The sequence below is a fragment of the Rhizobium moroccans genome (genome assembly GCF_057559155.1).
In genome coordinates this window covers 54971-78772 of the sequence record NZ_JBHFJG010000013.1, presented here as the reverse complement: position 1 = coordinate 78772, position 23802 = coordinate 54971, and the positions used below count along the sequence as shown (strand labels likewise).

20 protein-coding genes are annotated in these 23802 nt (G+C 61.3%); 7 read left to right on the top strand and 13 right to left on the bottom strand.

From position 1 onward, the window contains the following. Positions 1-8: 8 nt before the first annotated feature. Positions 9-3518 (top strand): transcription-repair coupling factor, encoded by a 3510-nt coding sequence (gene mfd / locus ACE04I_RS10035; RefSeq protein ID WP_487207029.1) that lies wholly within the window; start codon positions 9-11, stop codon positions 3516-3518. Here the strand turns inward: mfd and ACE04I_RS10030 are convergent, their stop codons facing one another. From ACE04I_RS10030 to ACE04I_RS10020, 3 genes are read right to left on the bottom strand one after another with little or no spacing between them, the layout of a single operon-like run. Continuing rightward, positions 3519-4457, bottom strand: a complete 939-nt coding sequence (locus tag ACE04I_RS10030; RefSeq protein ID WP_046792300.1) for a DMT family transporter — start codon at positions 4455-4457, stop codon at positions 3519-3521. Positions 4458-4469: 12 nt separating this feature from the next. Next, positions 4470-5141, bottom strand: a complete 672-nt coding sequence (locus ACE04I_RS10025; RefSeq protein WP_046792299.1) for a DsbA family oxidoreductase — start codon at positions 5139-5141, stop codon at positions 4470-4472. Positions 5142-5191: 50 nt separating this feature from the next. Beyond that, positions 5192-6997 carry an extracellular solute-binding protein gene (locus ACE04I_RS10020; protein ID WP_046792298.1) on the bottom strand — a complete coding sequence of 602 codons (1806 nt, stop codon included), beginning with the start codon at positions 6995-6997 and terminating at the stop codon, positions 5192-5194. Positions 6998-7277: 280 nt separating this feature from the next. Here ACE04I_RS10020 and ACE04I_RS10015 point away from each other — a divergent pair, with 280 nt between their 5' ends. Next, positions 7278-7922: an invasion associated locus B family protein gene (locus ACE04I_RS10015; RefSeq protein ID WP_046792297.1), complete on the top strand. Its 645-nt coding sequence runs from the start codon at positions 7278-7280 to the stop codon at positions 7920-7922. Positions 7923-8039: 117 nt separating this feature from the next. Here ACE04I_RS10015 and hspQ read toward each other — a convergent pair whose 3' ends face one another. Further along, on the bottom strand, positions 8040-8369 hold the full coding sequence (hspQ, locus tag ACE04I_RS10010) for a heat shock protein HspQ (RefSeq protein WP_046792296.1): 330 nt from the start codon (positions 8367-8369) through the stop codon (positions 8040-8042). Between the two features lie 248 nt (positions 8370-8617). Here hspQ and ACE04I_RS10005 point away from each other — a divergent pair, with 248 nt between their 5' ends. Next, a complete protein-coding gene (locus ACE04I_RS10005) occupies positions 8618-9118 on the top strand; it encodes a lysozyme inhibitor LprI family protein (RefSeq protein ID WP_046792295.1) in 501 nt (166 codons plus the stop codon). A gap of 130 nt (positions 9119-9248) precedes the next feature. On the opposite strand, the gene glnA is transcribed toward ACE04I_RS10005, so the two are convergent. Together glnA and ACE04I_RS09995 are read right to left on the bottom strand one after the other, a co-directional pair. Further along, positions 9249-10658, bottom strand: coding sequence for a type I glutamate--ammonia ligase (gene glnA / locus ACE04I_RS10000; RefSeq protein ID WP_046792294.1), 1410 nt, complete (start codon positions 10656-10658; stop codon positions 9249-9251). A 71-nt stretch (positions 10659-10729) separates the two neighbouring features. After that, entirely contained in the window at positions 10730-11068 is a 339-nt protein-coding gene (locus ACE04I_RS09995) for a P-II family nitrogen regulator (protein WP_011975544.1), read from the bottom strand. A gap of 344 nt (positions 11069-11412) precedes the next feature. On the opposite strand from ACE04I_RS09995, the gene ACE04I_RS09990 reads away from it, so the two are divergent. After that, on the top strand, positions 11413-12891 hold the full coding sequence (locus ACE04I_RS09990; RefSeq protein ID WP_046792975.1) for an NAD(P)H-hydrate dehydratase: 1479 nt from the start codon (positions 11413-11415) through the stop codon (positions 12889-12891). A gap of 3 nt (positions 12892-12894) precedes the next feature. On the opposite strand, the gene ACE04I_RS09985 is transcribed toward ACE04I_RS09990, so the two are convergent. After that, positions 12895-13701 (bottom strand): DUF72 domain-containing protein, encoded by an 807-nt coding sequence (locus ACE04I_RS09985; RefSeq protein WP_046792293.1) that lies wholly within the window; start codon positions 13699-13701, stop codon positions 12895-12897. A 23-nt stretch (positions 13702-13724) separates the two neighbouring features. After that, positions 13725-16646, bottom strand: a complete 2922-nt coding sequence (gene uvrA / locus ACE04I_RS09980) for an excinuclease ABC subunit UvrA (protein ID WP_487207008.1) — start codon at positions 16644-16646, stop codon at positions 13725-13727. A gap of 250 nt (positions 16647-16896) precedes the next feature. Between uvrA and ACE04I_RS09975 the strand changes: the two genes are divergently transcribed. Beyond that, entirely contained in the window at positions 16897-17439 is a 543-nt protein-coding gene (locus tag ACE04I_RS09975) for a single-stranded DNA-binding protein (RefSeq protein WP_046792973.1), read from the top strand. 102 nt (positions 17440-17541) lie between these two features. Here ACE04I_RS09975 and ACE04I_RS09970 read toward each other — a convergent pair whose 3' ends face one another. Together ACE04I_RS09970 and ACE04I_RS09965 are read right to left on the bottom strand one after the other, a co-directional pair. Then, positions 17542-18756, bottom strand: coding sequence for an HPP family protein (locus tag ACE04I_RS09970; RefSeq protein ID WP_487207007.1), 1215 nt, complete (start codon positions 18754-18756; stop codon positions 17542-17544). A gap of 94 nt (positions 18757-18850) precedes the next feature. Next, complete coding sequence (locus tag ACE04I_RS09965) at positions 18851-19480, bottom strand: MarC family protein (protein ID WP_046792291.1); 630 nt, start codon at positions 19478-19480, stop codon at positions 18851-18853. A 228-nt stretch (positions 19481-19708) separates the two neighbouring features. On the opposite strand from ACE04I_RS09965, the gene gyrA reads away from it, so the two are divergent. Further along, positions 19709-22522 (top strand): DNA gyrase subunit A, encoded by a 2814-nt coding sequence (gene gyrA, locus ACE04I_RS09960; RefSeq protein ID WP_046792290.1) that lies wholly within the window; start codon positions 19709-19711, stop codon positions 22520-22522. A gap of 120 nt (positions 22523-22642) precedes the next feature. On the opposite strand, the gene ACE04I_RS09955 is transcribed toward gyrA, so the two are convergent. From ACE04I_RS09955 to ACE04I_RS09945, 3 genes are all read right to left on the bottom strand, one after another. Continuing rightward, positions 22643-22777 carry a hypothetical protein gene (locus ACE04I_RS09955; RefSeq protein ID WP_280950033.1) on the bottom strand — a complete coding sequence of 45 codons (135 nt, stop codon included), beginning with the start codon at positions 22775-22777 and terminating at the stop codon, positions 22643-22645. Positions 22778-22798: 21 nt separating this feature from the next. Continuing rightward, positions 22799-22987, bottom strand: a complete 189-nt coding sequence (locus tag ACE04I_RS09950; protein WP_046792289.1) for a hypothetical protein — start codon at positions 22985-22987, stop codon at positions 22799-22801. 70 nt (positions 22988-23057) lie between these two features. Next, on the bottom strand, positions 23058-23210 hold the full coding sequence (locus ACE04I_RS09945; protein WP_156176906.1) for a hypothetical protein: 153 nt from the start codon (positions 23208-23210) through the stop codon (positions 23058-23060). Positions 23211-23379: 169 nt separating this feature from the next. Between ACE04I_RS09945 and coaD the strand changes: the two genes are divergently transcribed. Further along, a partial coding sequence (gene coaD / locus ACE04I_RS09940; protein ID WP_487207006.1) for a pantetheine-phosphate adenylyltransferase occupies positions 23380-23802 on the top strand: 423 nt, incomplete at its 3' end.

Sequence of the window (23802 nt, the reverse complement as noted above, 5' to 3'; positions counted from 1 at the left end):
CCATCCCGATGATCCCAGGTTTCGATGCAGCACGGATAGCGACGGTCGGAAGCTCGCTGACGGTCGGCAATGTGCCGCCCGGCATGGAGCCGCTCCTGCTGGCGGAACTCGCGCGCGCCGGCCAGTCCGTCGCCTATGTGATGTCAGACGGGCAGAGCATGCCCGATCTCGAACAGATGCTGTCCTTCGTGGCGCCGGATATCCCGGTCCTGACGCTGCCGGCCTGGGACTGTCTTCCCTATGACCGGGTCTCGCCGAGCGCGGATGTCTCCGCCCGGAGACTTTCAGCGCTTTCCGGCCTTATCGCGCACGCCAGAAAGCCGCATCCGGCAATCGTGCTCGTCACGGTCAATGCCATGCTGCAGAAGATCGCGCCTTCCGAGGTGATCGAAAGCCTCGCCTTCTCGGCGAAGCCCGGTAACCAGATCCGCATGGACGACCTCGCCGCACGCCTGGAGCGTAACGGCTTCGAGCGCGTCTCCACTGTGCGGGAAGTCGGTGAATTCGCGGTGCGCGGCGGCATCCTCGATGTCTTCGTGCCCGGCACGGAAGAACCGGTGCGCCTCGATTTCTTCGGCGACACGCTGGAATCGATCCGTTCCTTCGACCCGGCAAGCCAGCGCACGACCGGACAGGCCCGCTCCCTCGACCTCAATCCCATGAGCGAGGTGACGCTGACGCCCGATACGATCAGCCGTTTCCGCAAGAACTATCTGTCGCTCTTCGGCGCGGCGACCCGCGACGATGCGCTGTATCAGGCCGTCTCGGAAGGCCGGCGCTATGCCGGCATGGAACATTGGCTGCCGCTTTTCTATGAGCGGCTGGAAACCGCTTTCGACTACCTCAAGGGCTTCCGCATCGTCACGGATCACACGGCGCGCGAGGCGGCGAACGAGCGCTCCAAGCTGGTGCTCGATTATTACGACGCCCGGCGCGACAGCGGCACGCAGGGCAAGGGAGCGGCCGCACAGGCCACGCCCTACAAGCCGGTATCACCCGGACAGCTCTATCTCGACGGCAAGGCTTTTTCCGCCGCGCTCGACGCGTGCGACGCGCTGCGGCTGACCCCGTTCAACGAGATCGATGCCGAGGGTCGCCCGGTGGTGACGCTCGATGCCCATGCGGGTCCGCGCTGGGCAAAGGCGCAGGCCGAGGACAAGGATCGCGGCGAACGCATCAATGTCTTCGACCTGGTGGTCAAGCACATCGCCGATAAGCGCGCCGAAGGCGTCAAGGTGCTGATTACCGGCTGGTCGGCAGGCTCACTCGACCGGTTGATGCAGGTGCTGGAGGAGCGTGGGCTTCAGCGTGTCAGGCCGATCGAAAAACTCGCCGATCTCGACAAGTTGGATAAAGGGGAGGCGGCTTCCGCCATCCTGAGTCTCGAGGCGGGTTTCGAGACCGACCGGATCGCTATCATCGGCGAACAGGACATTCTCGGCGACCGTATGGTCCGCCGCGGCAAGCGCCGCAAGCGTGGCGCTGATTTCCTGACCGAGGTGGCGGGTCTCGATGAAGGCTCGCTCGTGGTCCATGCCGAGCATGGCATCGGCCGCTTCGTCGGCCTCGTCACCATCGAGGCCGCCGGCGCCCCCCGCGCCTGCCTCGAACTTCATTATGCCGATCAGGCAAAGCTTTTCCTGCCCGTCGAAAACATCGACCTGCTCTCACGTTACGGTTCGGATGCGGCCGAAGCGCAGCTCGACAGGCTCGGAGGCGGCGCCTGGCAGGCGCGCAAGGCCAAGCTCAAGAAGCGTCTGCTCGACATGGCGGATGCCCTCATCCGCATCGCGGCAGCGCGCATTACCCGCCGCGCGCCGGTTCTGACGACGCCCGAAGGGCTCTATGACGAATTCGCCGCGCGCTTCCCCTATGACGAAACGGACGACCAGGCGAACGCCATCGATTCGGTCCGTGAGGATCTCGGCGCCGGTCGTCCGATGGATCGCCTCGTCTGCGGCGACGTCGGCTTCGGCAAGACGGAAGTGGCGCTGCGCGCTGCCTTCTTCGCGGCGATGAACGGAGCGCAAGTCGCGGTGGTCGTGCCGACGACGCTGCTTGCCCGTCAGCATTACAAGACGTTCAGGGATCGTTTCCGCGGCCTGCCGATTACCATCGCCCAAGCCTCGCGCCTCGTTCCCGCAAAGGAGCTTGCCCAGACGAAGAAGGACCTTGCCGAGGGCAAGGTGGACATTGTTGTCGGCACCCATGCGCTGCTCGGATCAGGCATCAAGTTCGCGAACCTGAGCCTTCTCATCATCGATGAGGAACAGCATTTCGGTGTCAAGCACAAGGAGCGGCTGAAGGAGCTGAAGAGCGACGTTCACGTTCTGACGCTTTCGGCGACCCCGATCCCGCGCACCCTGCAGCTTGCCATGACGGGCGTGCGCGAGCTGTCGCTGATCACCACGCCGCCGGTCGACCGCATGGCAGTGCGCACCTTCATCTCGCCGTTCGATCCGCTGGTGATCCGCGAGACGCTGATGCGCGAGCATTATCGCGGCGGCCAGAGTTTCTATGTCTGCCCGCGTCTTGCCGATCTTCCGGAAATACAAGCCTTCCTGCAATCGGACGTGCCGGAGCTGAAAGTCGCCATCGCCCATGGCCAGATGCCGGCGGGCGAGCTGGAAGACATCATGAACGCCTTCTATGACGGCAAATACGATGTTCTGCTTTCGACGACGATCGTCGAATCCGGGCTCGACGTGCCGACGGCCAACACGCTGATCGTCCATCGCGCAGACATGTTCGGTCTGGCGCAGCTCTATCAGCTTCGCGGCCGCGTCGGCCGTTCCAAGGTGCGCGCCTTCGCTCTCTTCACGCTGCCCGTCAACAAGCCGCTGACAACGACCGCCGAGCGCCGCCTCAAGGTGCTGCAGTCGCTCGACACCCTGGGCGCCGGATTCCAGCTCGCAAGCCACGATCTCGATATCCGCGGGGCCGGCAACCTGCTGGGCGAGGAGCAGTCCGGTCATATCAAGGAAGTCGGTTTCGAACTCTACCAGCAGATGCTGGAGGAGGCCGTCGCCGAGGTGAAGGGCGAGGATGAAATCGTCGATACCGGCTGGTCGCCGCAAATTTCGGTCGGCATCACGGTGATGATCCCGGACACTTACGTGCCGGACCTGCATCTGCGCATGGGCCTCTACCGCCGTCTGGGCGAAGTGACGGAGCTTCCGGAGATAGACGGCTTCGGCGCGGAGATGGTGGACCGGTTCGGCCCCATGCCGGTCGAGGTGCAGAACCTCCTGAAGGTCGTCTACATCAAGTCGCTCTGCCGCAAGGCGAATGTCGAGAAGCTCGATGCCGGCCCGAAAGGGATCGTCGTTTCCTTCCGCGACAAGCAGTTCCCCAATCCGGCAGCGCTCGTCGGCTATATCGCCAGGCAGGGCACGCTCGCGAAGATCCGGCCGGATCAGAGCGTGTTCCTGACGCGCGACCTGCCGTCACCGGAAAAGCGGCTCACCGCCGCCGCCCAGGTGATGACCCAATTCGCCGAGCTCGCCAAAGAGAGCTGATCAGCGATCGGCTTCGATTTCCGGCTTGGTGACGACCGATGCCTGCGGATCGGTCGCGACGGACCGCGGCAGCGGAACGTTTCGCGCCTTTTCACGGGCAAGCGTCAGAAGCCCCGACCCGATGATGAGCACGATGCCGATCAGCATCGGCAGGTCGATCGTGTCCCCGAAGATGAGATAGCCGAAGAGCACGGCCCATAGCATCTGACTGTATTGGGTGGGGCCGATCACCGCCGCCGGCGCATGATTGGCGGCATACATCAAGAGCACGGTCGCCAGCGCCGCAAGCAGGCCATAGCCTGCCAGCATCACCCATTCGGTTGCGACCGGCACCCTGAAATCGGGGATCATCAGCAGGCCGCAGATGAAGAGCACGCCCAGCACGCCCGCGCCATAGAGCGATATGTTCTTCTCCGAAGGGCCGATCGCCCGGAAGATGACGATCGAGATCGCACCGGAAAGGCCGCCGAAGATCGCGCCGAGATGCCCGATTGAAAGCTCCCGAAAGCCTGGACGAAGGACGATCAGTACGCCCGCAAAGCCGATGAGGACAGCGCTCCACCGCCGGATTCCCACACTCTCCTTCAGGAAGATCACCGACATGATGGTGACGAAGGAGGGCAGCAGGAAGATCAGCGCGAAGGCTTCCGCCATCGAGAGATGCGTAAACGCGATGACGCTGCCGAGCACGCCGAGGCTGTTGGCGACGAATCGGAGAAGCCAGAGCGGCCGGTTCGTCGTCCGGAAGATATCCGTCCATCGGTCGCCGGCTTTCAGCAGGAACGGCAAGCCGGCAAGGCCGAAAATGGCTCCCAGGAACGCCGTTTCATAAGGCGGCAATGCGCCTTCGATCATCTTGACGGCCGCATCGCTGAAGGCAAACGCAGCAAAGGAGGCGAAGGCGAGGAGCACGCCCTTCGTCGTGTGGTCCGTATTCACATGAACCTCCGGTCAGATCATGCCTTTACGGGCTTCGGCCTTCATCTGTGCGATCTCCCGGAGCGCATTGACGAGGACTTCCGGCGTCTGCGCACCGCTGACCGCATACTGACCGTCGAGAATGAAGAAGGGCACGCCGTTGACGCCCATCTTCTGGGCCGCCTCTATCTCGCCGAGAACCGTATCCTTGTCGGCATCGCTAGCGAGCAGGCTCTCGATGACTTTCCGTTCCAGGCCGCATTCCTCGGCAATGTCGAGCAGAACGGTTTGATCGCCGACATTCCTGCCTTCCTCGAAATTCGCCTTGAAAAGAGCGGTCGCCACCCGGTCCTGCACCTCGCGGTCTTCCACCAGCGCCCAATGCAGGAGACGGTGGGCGTCCAGCGTATTGGGGCCGATCTTGATCGCGTCGAAATCGTAACGGATGCCGACCTCTTCGCCGAGCTTGCTCAGCATGGCGTGCGCACGCTCCACGGCTTCCGCGCCGCCGAGCTTGGCGATCAGGGCCTGCTGCTGGTCCACGCCTTCCGGCGGATAATCGGGATTGAGGCGATAGGGGCGCCAGTTGACGTCGACGCCAACCTCGTCCTGTACTTCGGCGATCGCCAGCTCCAGCCGCGCCTTGCCGAGATAACACCAGGGGCAGACGACGTCCGAAACGACGTCGATGGTTACCCGTTCCATGGGCGCATCCTTTCTTCGGAAAGCCGCTCTTGGGCGTCCTTTGCTCTAGATCATTGGGCCCGCTTGTCGAACCAGGCGGGAAGCTGGTAGCCGTAGAGCGGCACCTTTTCCGGATAGCCGATATGGCTGCGGCGCGCCACCCATTGTTCCGCCACATGGTAGAGTGGCACGAGATAGTGGCCGGAAATCAGCATCCTGTCATAGGCTCGGACCGCCGCCTCGAAATCCTCCTTGCTGCGTGCGCCGAGCATGGCTTCGATGAGCTTGTCCAGATCGGGATCGGCGGTGCCGGCGAAATTGAAGCTGCCCTGCCGATCACGCGAGGCCGAGCCCCAGCGGCCGACCTGTTCAATACCCGGAGACAAGGAGGAGGGGTAGGATTTCAGGATCATGTCATAGTCGAAATTGCCCGAACGCGCCTGATACTGCGCATCGTCCACGGTGCGGATTATCATCTCCACGCCGATCATGCGCAGGGTCCGCTGATAGGCGATCGCCAGCTTCTCCTGGTCCTGGTTTTGGGTCATCACCTCGAAGGCAAGCGGCCTTCCCGAGGCGTCCGACATACGGCCGTTCCTGATCGTGTATCCGCCGGCCTCCAGGAGGTCCACGGCCTTGCGCAACACCTTGCGGTCCGCGCCGGTGCCGTCCGTCTTCGGCAGGCGATAGGTGCCGTCGAGCACGTCCGGTTCGATCCGGTCCTTGATGGGCCCAAGGATCGCAAGCTCGCGCTCGCTCGCCGGCTTCCCCAAGGAGGAGAGGCTGGAATTCTGCCAGAAGCTTTCGGTACGGGTATAGGAGTTCTCGAAAAGGTTTCTGTTCGCCCATTCGAAATCGAAGGCCAGCGAAAGGCCCGCCCGGACATTGCGGTCGGCAAAGACCGGCCGGCGCGTATTGAAGGCGAAGCCGAGCATGCCCGTCGGCAGATCCGGCTTGAACGTGTCCTTCACGGCCGCGCCGCTATGGACCGCCGGGAAGTCGTAGGCGCGCGCCCAATGCGTCGGGCTGCCATCCAGGTAGATATCGAGCACACCCTTCTTGAAGGCCTCGAACAGGGTGTTCTCCTGCAGGAAATATTCGACGGTGATTTCGTCGTAGTTGTCGAGACCCACCTTGGACGGAACATCCTTGCCCCAATAATCGGGATTGCGCTCGTAGACGATCCGCTCGCCGGGTGCCACCGACTTCACCTTGTAAGGGCCTGAACCGACGGGGAATTTGAGCGTGGACTGCTCGAAGGTGGCCGGATCGATCGCATGTTTCGGCAGAATCGGCGTCGCATAGGCAATGATCAGTGGGATTTCGCGGTCCGCCTTCTCGTTGAAGGTGAAGCGTATGCTGCGCTCGCCGACCTTCTCCATCTTCTCGACGGTGTCGAGACGGTTGGAGAAGGGAATCCTGCCTCTGTCCCGCAGCACCTCGAAAGTGAAGATCACGTCTTCCGGCGTTACCGGCAGCCCGTCCGACCACCTTGCCTTGGGGTTGAGGTTGAACTGGATGAAACTGCGCTCCTCGTCCCACTCCACCGTTTCGGCAAGCAAGCCGTAAAGCGAAAAGGGTTCGTCGCCGGAGCGCTGCATCAGCGGTTCGTAGATGAGATTGCCGAAGATATTGTCCCAGATGCCGCGAGCGGTCGTGCGTATACTCTTCAGGTTGAACGGGTTGAGGCTGTCGAAAGTGCCGACGACGCCGTACCGCACGCGTCCGCCCTTCTTCACGTTCGGATCGACATAGTCGAAATACTTGTAGTCGGCGGGGAGCGCCGGCTCACCATGCATGGCGATCCCGTGCAGAGGTTGGCTGAAAGCCTGTCCGGCAAGGGCAAGTGCGGCGATGAGCGGAACGATGCGGCGCATGGTCCATCCTACAATGGAAATAGTCTCTGATTCGCTGCAAAATACCTGATCGAGATGGGGTGACCAACCGCGACTAGGTGGAAAGATGGGCCTGAAAGCCCTGGTAATCGCCAAAAAATACGTGATGAGGGCTGGATATCGGAGCGGCTGCGATGTAACAGGGTGGCCGGACGGCGGGTCATTCAATTGCCTCATTTGACCGACAGGTGAAAGGCAATAGGACACCCCGAGGGAGGCGGCGGACGTCGCCCCGAACGGATTTCAGGAGACGGATTTCGTTATGAAGCTCAAGGCAACCAAGGTTATGCGGACGGCGATGTCCGCTCTCGCTCTTTCGATCGGCGCGAGCGCGCTGCCCATCACGGCCGCCGCACAGGCCCCGGCTGCCGGCGCTCCGGGCGCCCCGCCGCTCGGCTGGTTCAAGACCTGCACCAAGCAGGACGATAGCGATCTCTGTGTCGTGCAGAACGTGCTTCTCGCACAGAACGGCCAGCTCATCACCGCCGTAGGCCTGATCACAGTGGAAGGCAAGGTGAACCGCAAGATCCTGCAGGTTTCGGTGCCCACCGCGCGCCTCATCCCGCCGGGCATCGTCATGCAGATCGACGGCGGCAAGGGCCAGAAGCTCGACTATGCCGTCTGCCTGCCCGACAAGTGCACCGCCGAAGTGCCGCTCACCGATCCCATGATCGCAAGCCTCAAGAAGGGCGGCGAAGTGACCTTCACCTCGATCAACTTCCGCCGTGCGCCGAACCCGATCCGCATTTCGCTGCAGGGCTTCACCGGCGCCTTCGACGGTCCGGCCATGCCGCAGGCGCAGCTCGCCGAAAGCCAGCGCAATCTCGAAGAGGGAATGCAGCGCAAGGCCGAAGAAGCCCGCAAGAAGCTGGAAGACGCCCAGAACGCTGCAAAGCAGGGCAACTAAGCTCTCAAGTTCTTGAAGTTTCAAAAGCCCGGCCTCGCGCCGGGCTTTTTGATTCCGGAATCAAAAAGGCGCCGGTGGGAGGCCCGGCGCCTTCGATTCTCGAATATCTATCGGAAGTCAGTGCGCCAGAATCACCTTCGGCTTCAACTGCCCGGACGGACCGCGGTCGAAGATCTGAGCAACTTGCGGATTTCTCAGCGGTGTGTCGCTCTCGTCGTGCTCGAGGTTCTGTTCCGAGACATAGGCGACATATTCCGTCTCGTCATTTTCGGCCAGCAGATGATAGAAGGGCTGGTCCTTGTTGGGGCGGATCTCCGCGGGGATGGCATTCCACCATTCCTCGGTGTTGGAGTATTCCGGGTCCACGTCGAACACGACGCCCCGGAACGGAAACACCTTGTGGCGAACCACTTCTCCGATCCTGAATTTTGCGTGGCGTTGTTTCATGGTGCGATGTCCTTTCGCATCCTGATGTGGGAATGAATTCATTCCGCATCAAGAGTTGCAATGCGACGAAGCAAATATCGTTCCATATGCTCTCGGGCGATTGAAGGTCGTTCTGCCTCTCGGAAGATCAGGGGCATAGCCTTCCCTTTCAGACCTGTGAGAATGCCTCCGGTTTGGGACCATCTCCTGCCGCAAGGTGGCGAAAATCGGCTACATTCCGAACCAGTTCAAACAACCGGTGACGGATCATGAAACGCTTAGCTACCATCGCCCTTCTTCTGATATCGAGTGCATCGATTTCGACTGCCCAAACCATCAAGGACGTCGACGTCATGAAGTCGAGGATTGCTTCCGGCCTACAGGAAAGCGGCAAGCGCCAACTGCTTGAAGCCCAGCGGGCGTGGGAGCGGTATCGCGATGCGGAATGCCGTTATCGACAGGCGAATTTTCCCAGCATGACCTCGGCTTCCGATTGTCAAAGAGCTCTCACGCGAGAAAGAGCAAAAGACCTCTCGCAGCAATTGGATTGGCTTGCCGACGCCGGGAGTGACGGGGCATCTGCGAGCTGCGAATCCGTCGCGGGCCGGAAAGTCGCTGCCGAGATGGTCCGCAAGTGCATGGCCGTCACGACGGCAACGCGGCCGCCCTGCAATGTGCAGAACTCGTGCGAACTCATCACCTCGGAAATCAAGAGGTCCTGCAGGATATTGGGAACTGGCGGACCTTCGTTCTGCCGCGACTACCGGTAGTTCGGCGCGTTCAGCCAGGAGCGGAACAGGCGAGGGGCTCGCCTGTTTGCCGCGCGGAAGAGATGCATAAAAAGGAAAACGGCGGGCCAAAGCCCGCCGTTTTGTCGTTGAAGTCAAGCGAATCCGGCCGTTACGCCGAATAGTACATGTCGAACTCGACCGGGTGCGGCGTCATTTCGAAGCGCATGACCTCGGTCATCTTGAGTTCGATATAGGCGTCGATCTGGTCGTCATCGAAGACTCCGCCGGCGGTCAGGAACTTGCGGTCCTTGTCGAGGCTTTCCAGAGCTTCGCGAAGAGAGCCGCAAACCGTTGGGATCTTCTTGAGCTCCTTCGGGGGGAGGTCGTAGAGATCCTTGTCCATGGCCTTGCCGGGATGGATCTTGTTCTTGATGCCGTCGAGGCCGGCCATCAGCATGGCAGCAAAGCCGAGATAGGGGTTCTGCGCCGGGTCCGGGAAGCGGACTTCGACACGCTTTGCCTTCGGCGAGGAGCCGAACGGAATGCGGCACGAAGCCGAGCGGTTGCGGGCCGAATAGGCGAGCAGCACCGGCGCTTCGTAACCCGGAACGAGGCGCTTATAGGAGTTCGTCGTCGGGTTGGTGAAGGCGTTGATGGCCTTGGCATGCTTGATGATGCCGCCGATGTAATAGAGGCAGCTCTCGGAAAGACCCGCATATTCGTCACCGGCGAAGGTCGGCTTGCCATCCTTCCAGATCGACTGGTGAACGTGCATGCCGGAGCCGTTGTCGCCGAAGACCGGCTTCGGCATGAAGGTTGCGGTCTTGCCATAGGCATTCGCGACCTGATGCACGACGTATTTGTAGATCTGCATCTTGTCGGCGTTGCGCACCAGGGTGTCGAACTTGACGCCGAGCTCATGCTGGGCCGAGGCCACTTCGTGGTGGTGCTTTTCGACGACGACGCCCATTTCGGTGAGCACGGTCAGCATTTCGGAGCGCATGTCCTGCAGGCTGTCGACCGGCGGAACCGGGAAGTAGCCGCCCTTGACACGCGGGCGGTGGCCGAGGTTGCCGGTCTCGTAATCCGTGTCGTCGTTCGACGGCAGCTCGGAAGAATCGAGCTTGAAGCCGGTGTTGTAGGGGTCGGCCTTGTACTTGACGTCGTCGAAGACGAAGAATTCCGGCTCGGGACCCACGAAGACCGTATCGCCGATGCCCGACGCCTTCAGATAGGCTTCGGCCTTCTTGGCCGTGCCACGCGGATCGCGGTTGTAAGCCTCGCCGGAGATCGGATCGAGGATGTCGCAGAAGATGACCATGGTCGACTGGGCGAAGAAGGGGTCCATGTGGACCGTTGCCGGGTCGGGCATCAGCACCATGTCGGACTCGTTGATTGCCTTCCAGCCGGCGATCGAGGAGCCGTCGAACATGACGCCATCGGCGAACATGTCTTCGTCAACGGCGGAAATGTCCATGGTGACGTGCTGCAGCTTTCCCCGGGGATCGGTGAAGCGCAGGTCCACGAACTTCACGTCGTTTTCCTTGATCTGTTTCATGATTTCGCTTGCGGTCGTCATTTAACGTTTCCTCGATTGCAAGATGACGAGTTGAACCCTGACCCGAGCGGCCAGTCGATTAAAGGTGTCGATCAGATGGCGTCGATGCCGGTTTCGCCGGTGCGGATGCGGATGACCTCCTCCACATTGGAGACGAAAATCTTTCCGTCGCCGATGCGGCCGGTCTGGGCGGCATTGCGGATGGCCTCGATGACCGCTTCCGCATTCTCGTCCGCCAGCACGACTTCGACTTTCACCTTCGGCAGGAAATCGACGACGTATTCGGCGCCGCGATAGAGCTCGGTATGCCCCTTCTGCCGCCCGAAGCCCTTCGCTTCGGTTACGGTGATGCCCTGAAGACCGACCTCCTGCAGGGCTTCCTTCACTTCATCCAGCTTGAAAGGCTTGATGATCGCTTCGATCTTTTTCATGAGAAAATATCTCTCCGCTTCTCCCTTGAAGCGGGACATGACCCGCTTGGCCTACTTAATGCAGATATCGTGCCAGTCTGGAAAGCCGAATTTGCAGAAAACTCGCATTTTGCAGGTGCGAACGTGTCGAATGGCCTGGTTTCAGGGTAAAACCGACCAGGAATTCCGCAAAATGCGACGATGAAGAGTTCATTTCGGAAAAATTTCATCGATTTTCCACATGTGAGATGATCAGCTTTCAAGTCACACAAGTGATTAATTATCAATCAAATGCCTAGTATATAGGCGATTGCGATTCTAATTGACGGCTTGTTTTCTGTGCACGATTCCTTTCAATGGGGACCATGACCTCCGGCACCGAAACCATGCTTCTCACGCCCGAAGAAATGGCCGCGGCAGATGCCGAGGCCGCCCGTTCCGGCATCCTATCCTTCGGCCTGATGGAGCGGGCCGGCCAGGCGGTGGCTGCGGCAGCGCTGAAGCGGTTTCCCCAGGCGCATCGTTTCGTCGTGCTTTGCGGTCCCGGTAACAATGGCGGCGATGGCTATGTCGCCGCCAGGGCGCTTCTGGAGGCTGGCGCCACGGTCGCGGTTTTCCATCTTTCCGATCCGGCGAAATTGAAAGGTGATGCGCGCCGCGCCTTCGATCTTTGTCCTGTCGCGGGCGCGCTACTGAAGGCTTACGAGCCCGAGGCGAACGATGTGGTCATCGATGCTCTCTTCGGGGCGGGGCTGGCCCGCGCCTTGACGGAAGACGTGATTCAGGTGATCCGCAAGGTGGAGGCCACCGGCCTTCCTGTCGTTGCCGTGGATCTGCCCTCCGGCCTTTGCGGACGGCGCGGCAAGCCGCTGGGTGCGGCGTTTCAAGCCGAACTCACCGTCACCTTCATGTCGCGGAAGCCGGGACATCTGCTGATGCCTGGACGGTCACTTTGCGGTGACATCGAGGTTTTCGATATCGGAATTCCGAAACGTATCCTGAAAAGCATCGCCGGAAAGATCAGCGAGAACCGGCCGGAACTCTGGCGGGAGCATCTGCCGCAACCCGGCCCGAATGCGCACAAATACCGCCGCGGGCATCTCGCGGTCTTCTCCGGCGAGGGGAGCAGGACGGGCGCGGCCCGCCTTTCCGCGGCCGCAGGTCTTCGGAACGGGGCAGGGTTGGTCACCGTGGCTTCGCCGCGGGATGCCATGGCGGTGAACGCGGCTTCGCTGACTGCGGTCATGCTGCACGAGGTGGAAACAGTCGACGATCTGAACGATTGGCTGAATTCGGCCAAGTTGTCCGCCTTCGTGCTCGGCCCCGGTTTCGGTGTTGGAGAAAAGGGCCGCCAATTCGTCCTCGCGCTCAAGGATCGGCCGCTCGTGCTCGATGCCGACGGCATCACCTCCTTCAAGGACGATCCCGCTCTGCTCTTCGAGGCCTTTGCAGCAGGCGAGACCCGCCTCGTGCTTACGCCGCACGAAGGAGAATTCGCGAGACTTTTCCCGGACCTGGCGGACGACGAGAACCTCAGCAAGGTGGAAAAGGCGATTAAAGCAGCCGGGCGCGCTCATGCCGCCATCGTCTACAAGGGAGCCGATACGGTGATCGCCGCCCCGGACGGGCGCGCCGCCATCAACACCAATGCGCCGCCCTGGCTTGCGACAGCCGGCTCGGGGGATGTGCTGGCAGGCATGATCGGCGCATTGCTTGCGCAGGGCATGCCGGCCTTCGAAGCTGCAGCGGCCGCGGTCTACCAGCACGGCGAAGCCGCCAAGCAGGCGGGCAGGGGAATGACAGCCGAAGACCTCATAACCCATGTCGGCAGTTTAGCCCTCTAGCTTTTAACGCTCCAGCATCTCTGTCATCGCCATGGCGCCATAAGGCGCGTTCACTTTGCCTTCGTGGATGAAGAAGGCGAAGACGTCACGCGGCTGTTTCTTGACCTCGCGCTTCTCGTCGATCAGCGGCAGATCGTCCGGCACGCCGCCCTCGGCCCAGGTCTGCAGCCGTTTCGCCCAGGCCTTCAAGTCCTTTTCCGAATAGCAGGTCTTGATGTCGTCCGAGCCCTTCTGCAGGCGCGCATAGACGAAATCGGCGGTCACGTCCGCAATCATCGGATAGTCGAAATGCTCGGCGCAGACGGGCGCGATGTTGTATTTCTCAAGCAGGGCGACGAACTCCGGCACCTTGAAACTGTCGTGCCGGACCTCGACTACATGCGTCAGCTTCAATCCATCCAGCTTGTTCGGCAAAAGCTTCAGGAAGGCTTCGAAATCCTCCGGCTCGAACTTCTTCGTCGGTGCGAACTGCCAGAGCAGGGGACCGAGATGATCTCCAAGCTCCGTCAGCCCCTGACCGAGAAACTTCTCGATCGATTCCCCGGCCTCGGCCAGAACCTTGCGGTTGGTGGTGAAGCGGCTCGCCTTCAGCGAGAATATGAACCCGTCCGGCACTTCGGACGCCCATTTGGCGAAAGTTTCCGGCTTCTGCGAGCCGTAATAGGTGCCGTTGACCTCGATGACCTTCAGCTTGCTCGCGGCATATTCGAGCTGCTTCTTCTTCGGCAGCTTGTCGGGATAGAACGTGCCTTCCCACGGCTCGAAGGTCCAGCCTCCAATGCCCGTGCGGATCGTGCCGGATTTCGTCATCAATTCCTCCCTGAAATGGCGATCTATTCCGCCGCTTCCACCTTCTTCGCCGGACGCCGATCCAGAAGCTCCTTCAGGAAATGGCCGGTATAGGAGCGCCTTTCCTGGACGACCTGCTCTGGCGTACCCGACGCGACGATTTCGCCGCCGCCGGTTCCGCCTTCCGGGCCGATGTCGATGATCCAGTCGGCCGTCTTGATGACTTCGAGATTGTGCTCGATCACCACCACGGAGTTGCCCTGGTTCACCAGTTCCTGCAGCATTTCCAGAAGCTTGGCGACGTCATGGAAATGCAGTCCCGTCGTCGGTTCGTCCAGAATGTAGAGCGTGCGTCCGGTCGAGCGCTTCGACAGTTCCTTGGCTAGCTTGACGCGCTGCGCCTCGCCACCCGAAAGCGTATTGGCCTGCTGACCGACCTTGATATAGCCGAGGCCGACATCGAAGAGCGCCTGCAGCTTGTCGCGCACGGCGGGCACCGCCGAGAAGAATTCGACGCCTTCCTCGACCGTCATGTCCAGCACATCGGCGATCGACTTGCCCTTGAAATGCACGTCGAGCGTCTCGCGATTGTAGCGCTTGCCGTGGCAGACGTCGCAGGTGACGTAGACGTCCGGCAGGAAGTGCATCTCGATCTTGATGACGCCGTCGCCCTGGCAGGCCTCGCAGCGCCCGCCCTTGACGTTGAAGGAGAAGCGGCCCGGCGCATAGCCGCGGGCCTTCGCCTCCGGCAGGCCAGCGAACCAGTCGCGGATCGGCGTAAACGCCCCCGTATAGGTCGCCGGGTTGGAGCGCGGCGTGCGGCCGATCGGCGACTGATCGATATCGATCACCTTGTCGATGAACTCGAATCCGTCGATCCGGTCGTGCTCGGCTGGGATTTCGCGCGCGCCCATGACGCGTCGGGCAGCGGCTTTGTAGAGCGTTTCGATGAGGAAGGTCGACTTCCCGCCGCCCGAAACGCCGGTTACCGCGGTGAATACGCCAAGCGGAACGGAAGCCGTGACATTCTTGAGGTTGTGGCCCCTGGCGCCGACGACCTTGATCTCCTTGCCCTTCTTCGGTTTGCGGCGCTCGGCCGGAACCGGAACGCCGAGTTCGCCGGCAAGATATTTTCCGGTGAGCGACTTCGAGTTGGCCATGATGTCGGAAGGCGCGCCTTGCGCCACCACCTCGCCGCCATGGATGCCGGCGGCCGGGCCAATATCGACCACGTAATCGGCCGTCAGGATCGCGTCTTCGTCATGCTCCACCACGATCACGGTATTGCCGATGTCGCGCAGGTGTTTCAGCGTATCGAGAAGGCGCGCGTTATCGCGCTGATGAAGGCCGATCGAAGGTTCGTCGAGCACGTAAAGCACGCCCGTCAGGCCGGAGCCGATCTGTGAGGCAAGGCGGATGCGCTGACTTTCACCGCCCGAAAGCGTGCCGGAATTCCGGGACAGGCTGAGATAATCCAGTCCCACGTCGTTGAGGAATCGCAGCCGCTCGCGGATTTCCTTGAGGATGCGCACCGCGATTTCGTTCTGCTTGGCGTTCAGCGCCTCGGGCAGAACCTCGAACCAATCGCGCGCCAGCTTGATCGACATGTTGGTGACTTCGCCGATATGCAGCTTGTTGATCTTCACCGCCAGCGCTTCCGGCTTCAAACGATAGCCGGCGCAGGCCGGGCAGGGGGCTGCCGACATGTAGCGCTCGATCTCCTCGCGCGCCCAGGCCGAATCGGTCTCCTTCCAGCGTCGCTCGAGGTTGGGAACGATGCCTTCGAAGGTCTTCACCGTCTTGTAGGAGCGCGCGCCGTCGGCATAGTGGAACTCGATCTTTTCCTCGGTCCCGTTGAGAATGGCGTTCTGCGCCGCCTCGGAAAGTTCGTTCCAGCGGCTGGAGAGCTTGAAATCGAACGCCTTGCCGAGCGCTTCGAGCGTCTGGTTGTAGTAAGGAGACGTCGATTTCGCCCAAGGCGCGATCGCGCCGTCGCGCAGCGTGCGCGCGGGCTCGGGCACGATCAGGGCGGCATCCACCTTCTGCTGCGAGCCGAGGCCGTCGCAGGTCGGACACGCTCCGAACGGATTGTTGAAGGAGAAGAGCCGCGGCTCGATTTCCGGAATGGTGAAGCCTGAGACTGGGCAGGCGAACTTCTCCGAGAAGAGTACGCGCTCATGGGTCTCGTTGAGGGACTTGTTGGCGGATCCGCCGGCGGCCGTCTCCTCGGCGGGCAGGGGCTTGTCGGCGAATTCGGCGACCGCCAGCCCATCCGCGAGCTTCAGCGAGGTTTCGAGGCTGTCTGCCAGGCGCGCGCCGATATCGGACCGCACGACCAGGCGGTCCACCACCACGTCGATGTCGTGCTTGTACTTCTTGTCGAGCGCCGGCACGTCGGCGATCTCGTAGAACTGGCCGTCGACCTTTACGCGCTGAAACCCCTTCTTCATGAGGTCGGCGAGTTCCTTCTTGTACTCGCCCTTGCGGCCACGGATCATCGGCGCCAATATATAAAGACGCGTTCCCTCCTCGAAGGCGAGGATGCGGTCGACCATCTGGCTGACGGTCTGGCTTTCGATCGGCAGGCCCGTCGCCGGTGAATATGGAACACCTACGCGCGCGAAGAGCAGGCGCATATAGTCGTAGATTTCGGTAACGGTGCCCACCGTGGAGCGCGGGTTTCGCGAAGTCGTCTTCTGCTCGATCGAGATTGCCGGCGAAAGCCCGTCGATCTGATCGACGTCCGGCTTCTGCATCATTTCGAGGAACTGCCGCGCATAAGCTGAAAGGCTCTCGACATAGCGCCGCTGTCCCTCGGCATAGATGGTGTCGAATGCCAGCGACGACTTGCCGGAGCCGGAAAGGCCGGTCATGACGATCAGCGAATTGCGCGGCAGATCGAGATCTATGCCCTTCAAATTGTGCTCGCGCGCGCCGCGGATGGATATGGTCTTCAGTTCGCTCATCTTCATGCTCTTCGGGGAGGATCGAAGGTCCTTATGTAGTGATTGATCAGCGCCTGTCGAGACGAAACTGCGGCTATGCAGGGGCCGTTCCCGAGTCGGTTGACAGCACTATATGGATTAACTAGAACAAATAAAGAACAAATTTGCTTGTGGATTAAACTTTGCCATGGCCCCATCGAAAGGGCCGATAGGTTAAAGTGCCGCATTGGATTTCAAGGCCGCTTTCGTTGCGGCGGACAAGGTGAGAGTTATGGCTGGTAGCGTAAACAAGGTCATCCTGGTCGGGAATGTGGGAGCCGATCCGGAGATCCGCCGGACCCAGGACGGCCGGCCCATTGCAAACCTCCGCATTGCCACTTCGGAAAGCTGGCGCGACCGCAATTCCGGAGAGCGGCGCGAGAAGACCGAATGGCATACGGTTGTCGTCTTCAACGAAGGCCTCTGCAAGGTCGTCGAGCAGTATGTGAAGAAGGGCGCCAAGCTCTACATCGAAGGGCAGCTCCAGACCCGCAAGTGGCAGGACCAGACCGGTAACGATCGTTACTCGACCGAAGTGGTCCTGCAGGGGTTCAACTCGACGCTGACCATGCTGGACGGTCGCGGCGAGGGCGGTGGCGATCGTGGCGGCTTCGGCGGCGGCAACAAGGGCGGCAGCGATTTCGGCGGAGGTGATTTCGGCGGCGGCTCTGGTGGGGATGACTATGATCGTCGCCCCGCCGGCGGCAGCCAGAGCCGCGGCGCATCGTCCGGCGGTAATTTCTCGCGCGATCTGGACGACGATATCCCGTTTTGATCAGGCCTGCCGATCGGCAGCCAAAGCATTCCACGCCTCCCGTTCGTCAGCGAGCGGGAGGCGTTCTTATTTCCAGCGCTTGAAGACGAGCAGACGAGGGCGTCAGGCTTCCACCAGCATGGCTGATTTTTCAGCCTTCGGCTCTGTTTGAGCGGAAAGCGGGCCGGTGGCAGTCTCGGCCTTGTCGGCCAACATGGCGACGAGCAGGTCGAATTGCGAGATGATGCCGACGAGCTTGCCGTTCTGCCGCGTGACCGGCAGGTAATGCAGCCCCGCTTCCGCGAAGATCACGATAGCCTCGGAAACCGGCGTGTCGGGGCCGACCGTCGTCACCGGGCTCGTCATGATATCCTTCACGGTATCGTTCGGCGCGGTCGCGCCCTTGAGGGCAAGGCGCAGCCTCTGGGCAAAGCCTATCGTGGCCCGGCCCTTCACCCAATTCGTCTTGTCGAGGAAATCGGTCTGGGTCACGATGCCCACGACTTCGGCGCTGTCGTTGGTGACGGGCAGGGCCTTGATGTGATGGGCCCGCATGAGATCTCGCGCTTCCTTCAGCGAGTTGTCCGGCGCTACCGCGATCACGTCGCGTGACATGATGCTCGCGCAGACCAGATCGCTGGCCCGCCTGCGGTAGGAGCGCAGCTCCGTCCTTCTGAGAATGGTTTCGAGATCGTCACGGTCGATGTCGAGAACCTGGTCATATTCCTTCAGCACCTCGTCCAGATCCTCCGAGCGGAAGCCGATGCGTTCGATCGGCGCCGGGTCGGACGTGCCGTGATCGGTCTGCTGCGGCTTCATTGCATGCGGATAGGCGCGGCCGGTAAGATTGTTGAAAGCGAGTGCCAGCAGAACCATAGCCAGCGAATTGCCGGCGACCGGCCAGATGACGAAACCATAACCGAGCTCGTGAATGGCCGGGCCGCCGAGCACGGCGGTCAGCGCGATCGCCCCGGCGGGCGGATGAAGGCAGCGCAACGCCATCATCGCCGCGATCGCCACGCCGATCGCCAGTGCCGACGCCAGCAGCGGATCCTGCACGAGCAGCGCGACCGTGACCCCGATCGTTGCGGCGAGCATGTTGCCGCCGAGCACCGACCATGGCTGGGCAAGCGGGCTCGAAGGCACGGCAAAGAGCAGCACGGCGGACGCACCCATCGGTGCGATCAGTGCCGGCAGCATCGGGTCCGACTTGAAGACTAGCCCGCCGATCAGGCCGGTAATCAGGATCCCTGTCAGTGCGCCGATCGCGGAGCGTATCCGCTCCTTCTGGCTGATGAGGATGGCTTCCGGCAGGAACCGCCGCAGCAAGCGTCTCATTTATCCGAGCTTTCGATTTCGATGGGGGATGATTGAGGCGGTGGCTCTTTAGCGCATCCCTTCGAAAAACGACAGTCTCCGATGCGTCAAAAAATCAAAGATTGAAGGCCGAGCGCACCCCGTCGACCACGAACTGGACGGAAAGGGCGGCGAGGATCACGCCGAGCAGCCGTGTGAGGATCGCCCGCCCCGTGACGCCGAGAAAGCGATCCAGCCGTTCCGCGATGAGCAAGGTCGCATAGACCAGCAGCATGATCAGCGCGATGACCGCGATCAGCAGGACCCGGTCCAGGGCGCCGGTAAAGGTGCCGGCCAGAAGTACCGTCGCGGAAATGGCTCCCGGCCCGGCGATAAGCGGAATGGCTAGCGGGAAGACCGCGATATTGTGGATGTGGTCGATGGTTATCGCGGCCTGCGAGGTCTTCTCCTTGCGCTCCTGGCGTTTCTCGAAGACCATTTCGAAGGATATCCAGAAGAGCAGCAGCCCGCCTGCGATGCGGAATGCGCCGATGGAAATCCCAAGCAGCCCGAGTATCCCCGATCCGAATATCGCGAAAGCGGCCAGAAGGCCGAATCCGATCAGCGAACCCCGGAAAGCGACCTGCCGCCGCTGAAGCGCCGTCATGCCCACGGTAAGCCCCAGGAAAACCGGTGCCAGACCGGGCGGGTCGAGCGTGACCAGCATGGTCGTCAGGGCGTTGATCAGCATGTCGGGCGTCGCCATATAACCTCCGGCCGGCAGTCCTTGCGGGTGATGGCGAAGATTGTTAGGACAGACGGGCAGGGAAGGCAAAGCCTGCCGTAACGCTTTCCTGTCGAAGGCGCTCCGCACGCTGTCCCACCGCCTCGCAAAGGCCGCAAAAGCTGTTCAAAACCCTGCCGGAAATTGGCGCTTCGCAGCGCTTTCCGATATAGACAAAGCAACTGATTCCGAACAGAGATCTGATCCGATTTGACTGAGCAAAGCACACCCGGCGGCGGAAAGCTGCCCCCCGGCATCGAGCCCATTTCCATTATGGAAGAGATGCAGCGGTCCTATCTCGATTACGCGATGAGCGTGATCGTGAGCCGCGCGCTTCCCGATGTCCGTGATGGATTGAAGCCGGTCCACCGGCGCATCCTCTACGGCATGTCGGAACTCGGCATCGACTGGAACAAGAAATACGTCAAATGCGCCCGCGTTACCGGGGATGTGATGGGTAAATACCATCCCCACGGCAATACGGCGATTTACGATGCGCTTGCCCGCATGGCGCAGGACTGGTCGCTCCGCCTGCCGCTGATCGACGGCCAGGGCAATTTCGGCTCGATCGACGGAGACCCACCGGCTGCCGAACGCTACACGGAATGCCGGCTGGAGAAGGCGGCGCATTCGCTTCTCGACGATCTCGACAAGGAAACGGTCGATTTTCGCGACAACTACGACGGCACGTTGTCGGAGCCTGTCGTGGTTCCGGCAAAATTCCCGAACCTGCTGGTCAACGGCGCGGGCGGCATCGCCGTCGGCATGGCCACCAACATTCCGCCGCACAATCTCGTCGAGGTCATCAACGGCTGCATTGCCTTGATCGACAATCCGGCAATCGAACTGCCCGAAATGATGGAAATCATTCCTGGTCCGGATTTCCCGACCGGCGCGATGATTCTCGGCCGCCACGGCATTCGATCGGCTTACGAGACCGGCCGCGGCTCGGTGATGATGCGTGGCGTCGCCACCGTCGAGCCGATGCGCGGTGACCGCGAGCAGATCATCATCACCGAAGTTCCCTATCAGGTGAACAAGGCGACGATGATCGAAAAGATGGCCGAACTGGTCAAGGAAAAGCGCATCGAGGGTATTTCCGACCTGCGCGACGAGTCCGACCGCGAAGGCTATCGCGTGGTCATCGAGCTGAAGCGCGATGCCAATGCCGATGTCATCCTCAACCAGCTTTATCGTTACACGCCGCTGCAGACCTCCTTCGGCTGCAACATGGTGGCGCTGAACGGTGGCAAGCCGGAACAGCTGACGCTGCTCGACATGCTGCGCGCCTTCGTCTCGTTCCGCGAGGAAGTGGTTAGCCGGCGTACGAAGTATCTTCTGCGCAAGGCGCGCGAGCGCGCCCACGTCTTGGTCGGTCTCGCCATTGCCGTTGCAAACATCGACGAAGTCATCGCCCTCATTCGCCGTGCGCCCGATCCGCAGACGGCGCGAGAGCAGCTGATGACCCGCCGCTGGCCGGCGCATGACGTCGAGGCGCTGATCCGTCTGATCGACGATCCGCGGCACAAGATCAACGAGGACGCGACCTACAATCTTTCCGAAGAGCAGGCCCGCGCCATCCTCGAACTGCGTCTTGCCCGCCTCACGGCCCTTGGCCGCGACGAAATCGCGGACGAGCTGAACAAGATCGGCGCGGAAATCAGCGACTATCTCGATATCCTGTCTTCGCGCCTGCGCATCCAGTCGATCGTCAAGGACGAACTCGCCGTTGTTCGCGACGAATTCGGTACGCCACGCCGCACGCAGATCCTCGATGCCGGCCTCGACATGGACGATGAGGACCTCATCGCCCGCGAAGACATGGTCGTTACCGTCTCGCATCTCGGCTATATCAAGCGCGTGCCGCTCGGCACCTATCGGGCGCAGCGCCGCGGCGGCAAGGGCCGTTCCGGCATGGCCACCCGCGACGAGGATTTCGTCACGCGCCTCTTCGTGGCGAACACCCATACGCCGGTGCTGTTCTTCTCGTCGCGCGGCATCGTTTATAAGGAGAAGGTCTGGCGCCTGCCGATCGGCACCCCGCAGTCCCGCGGCAAGGCGCTGATTAACATGCTGCCGCTGGAGCCCGGCGAACGCATAACCACGATCATGCCGCTGCCCGAGGACGAGGCGAGCTGGGATAACCTCGACGTGATGTTCTCGACGACGCGCGGCACGGTTCGCCGCAACAAGCTGTCGGACTTCGTGCAGGTGAACCGCAACGGCAAGATTGCCATGAAGCTCGATGAGGGAGACGAGATCCTTTCCGTCGAAACCTGCACCGATCGCGACGACGTGCTGCTGACGACGGCACTCGGCCAGTGCATCCGCTTCTCGGTGGACGATGTCCGTGTCTTCGCCGGCCGTAATTCGATCGGCGTTCGCGGCATCTCGCTGGGAGACGGCGACCGCATCATCTCCATGACGATCGTCGGCCACGTCGATGCGGAGCCTTGGGAGCGTGCGGCCTACCTCAAGCGCTCGGCTGCCGAGCGCCGCGCGGCAGGCGTAGATGAAGAGGATATCGCTCTCGTCGGCGAGGAAGTCACCGAGGAGGGACAGCTTTCCGACGAACGCTACGAAGAGCTGAAGGTACGCGAGCAATTCGTGCTGACGGTTTCGGAAAAGGGCTTCGGCAAGCGCTCGTCCTCCTACGATTTCCGTACATCCGGCCGCGGCGGCAAGGGCATCCGCGCGACGGATACGTCGAAGACGGCGGAAATCGGCGAACTCGTCGCAGCCTTCCCCGTCGAGGACAACGACCAGATCATGCTGGTGTCCGATGGCGGCGTCCTGATCCGCGTGCCGGTTGGCGGCATTCGCATCGCGAGCCGCGCCACCAAGGGCGTGACGATCTTCTCGACCGCCAAGGACGAAAAGGTGGTTTCGGTCGAGCGCATCAGCGAACCGGAAGGCGACGAGGAAAACGGCAATGGCCTGCCGGAAGAGATCGATGCCGAGACCGGCGATCTCGGCGCTGCCGCACCGGAGAACGGCGATACCGGCGAAGGCGCGACGGAATAGTCGCGCCTTACTCCTCAAGTCTCGTGAACATAAAAAGCCGGAGGATTTTCATCCTCCGGCTTTTGTTTGAACTGCGACGCGACGGGAGAGTCTCGTAGGCAGTTCCACTACTCGAATGCCTCAGAACGTGGTGTGACGCCGGGCAAAATCCTTCATGTCTTCGTTTTCGCGACGAAGTGCTCCAATGGTGGAGGCCACGGATGCCACGAACATGATGCTGATCAAACCTGCAAGTACAGTCAGTGTCACGAACATGGCTATCCTTTCTTGTTTGCGTTATCCGCCGTTATAATAATTCGTGTCGTTGTAACGGCCGGTCAGCTGCGGATAGTTCAGGTCTGCCTGCCCGGAATTGTCTTGATAAAGGGTCACCGTTGCTGTCAGCATGGCTGCGATCATTGCCGTCCAAACCACATTGATCATCGTGATCTTGTCGAGCGCGATCGTTTTCCTTTTCGCGAGCATCTCCGTTGTCCTTCTCGTTTGCCTGAACGCGCGGGTGCACGCACAGGTTCCACCGCATTTTGAGAGAGAATTAACCCATCCGCGCTGAAGCGTCTTTGAATGGCCCGTTCATCTGGCGTTCATGATTCGAATCGCCCAGGGCCTCGACTTCGGCGAGAAGGGAAAGTGCGGCCTCGAGGGCAAACGACAGAACCACGGCGATCGCCACCAGAACGGCCAGCATCTTTCTCTCCTGTGATCGCGAGTCTTGTTGCTCGCTATGGGGTCATGAAAACATATCGGGTCTGAAACGCCCTTGAACGCGCCATTCATCCGCCGTTCATGCTTGCAGTGCCGGAACATCCGTGACAAAAGGCCCAGGAATTCATCGCTGACCCAGCCTGGACTTGCATATGACGACTGCTTTCTATCCCGGGTCTTTCGATCCGATGACCCATGGGCATCTCGATGTGCTGGTGCAGGCGTTGAACGTCGCGGACACGGTCATCGTCGGAATAGGCATTCATCCCGGCAAGGCGCCGATGTTCAGCTTCGAGGAGAGGGCGGAACTGATCCTTGCCTCACTGACGGAAGTCCTGCCGCAGAAGGCGAAGGACATTTCGGTCGTCTCGTTCGATAAACTCGTGGTGGATGCCGCGCGCGCCCACGGCGCGAGCCTTCTGGTGCGTGGCCTGCGTGACGGCACCGACCTCGATTATGAAATGCAGATGGCCGGAATGAACCGTCAGATGGCCCCGGATATTCAGACCGTCTTTCTGCCTGCAGGCACCGCGTCCCGGCCCATTACGGCCACATTGGTCCGGCAGATCGCCGCC

What these genes read in the sequence shown, in the direction of transcription:
- mfd (WP_487207029.1), top strand. Translation starts at nt 9, where the DNA reads ATGATCCCAGGTTTCGATGCAGCACGGATAGCGACGGTCGGAAGCTCG.
- ACE04I_RS10025 (WP_046792299.1), bottom strand. Translation starts at nt 5,141, where the DNA reads ATGGAACGGGTAACCATCGACGTCGTTTCGGACGTCGTCTGCCCCTGG.
- ACE04I_RS10020 (WP_046792298.1), bottom strand. Translation starts at nt 6,997, where the DNA reads ATGCGCCGCATCGTTCCGCTCATCGCCGCACTTGCCCTTGCCGGACAG.
- ACE04I_RS10015 (WP_046792297.1), top strand. Translation starts at nt 7,278, where the DNA reads ATGAAGCTCAAGGCAACCAAGGTTATGCGGACGGCGATGTCCGCTCTC.
- hspQ (WP_046792296.1), bottom strand. Translation starts at nt 8,369, where the DNA reads ATGAAACAACGCCACGCAAAATTCAGGATCGGAGAAGTGGTTCGCCAC.
- ACE04I_RS10005 (WP_046792295.1), top strand. Translation starts at nt 8,618, where the DNA reads ATGAAACGCTTAGCTACCATCGCCCTTCTTCTGATATCGAGTGCATCG.
- glnA (WP_046792294.1), bottom strand. Translation starts at nt 10,658, where the DNA reads ATGACGACCGCAAGCGAAATCATGAAACAGATCAAGGAAAACGACGTG.
- ACE04I_RS09995 (WP_011975544.1), bottom strand. Translation starts at nt 11,068, where the DNA reads ATGAAAAAGATCGAAGCGATCATCAAGCCTTTCAAGCTGGATGAAGTG.
- ACE04I_RS09990 (WP_046792975.1), top strand. Translation starts at nt 11,413, where the DNA reads ATGACCTCCGGCACCGAAACCATGCTTCTCACGCCCGAAGAAATGGCC.
- ACE04I_RS09985 (WP_046792293.1), bottom strand. Translation starts at nt 13,701, where the DNA reads ATGACGAAATCCGGCACGATCCGCACGGGCATTGGAGGCTGGACCTTC.
- uvrA (WP_487207008.1), bottom strand. Translation starts at nt 16,646, where the DNA reads ATGAGCGAACTGAAGACCATATCCATCCGCGGCGCGCGCGAGCACAAT.
- ACE04I_RS09975 (WP_046792973.1), top strand. Translation starts at nt 16,897, where the DNA reads ATGGCTGGTAGCGTAAACAAGGTCATCCTGGTCGGGAATGTGGGAGCC.
- ACE04I_RS09970 (WP_487207007.1), bottom strand. Translation starts at nt 18,756, where the DNA reads ATGAGACGCTTGCTGCGGCGGTTCCTGCCGGAAGCCATCCTCATCAGC.
- ACE04I_RS09965 (WP_046792291.1), bottom strand. Translation starts at nt 19,480, where the DNA reads ATGGCGACGCCCGACATGCTGATCAACGCCCTGACGACCATGCTGGTC.
- ACE04I_RS09955 (WP_280950033.1), bottom strand. Translation starts at nt 22,777, where the DNA reads ATGTTCGTGACACTGACTGTACTTGCAGGTTTGATCAGCATCATGTTC.
- ACE04I_RS09950 (WP_046792289.1), bottom strand. Translation starts at nt 22,987, where the DNA reads ATGCTCGCGAAAAGGAAAACGATCGCGCTCGACAAGATCACGATGATC.
- ACE04I_RS09945 (WP_156176906.1), bottom strand. Translation starts at nt 23,210, where the DNA reads ATGCTGGCCGTTCTGGTGGCGATCGCCGTGGTTCTGTCGTTTGCCCTC.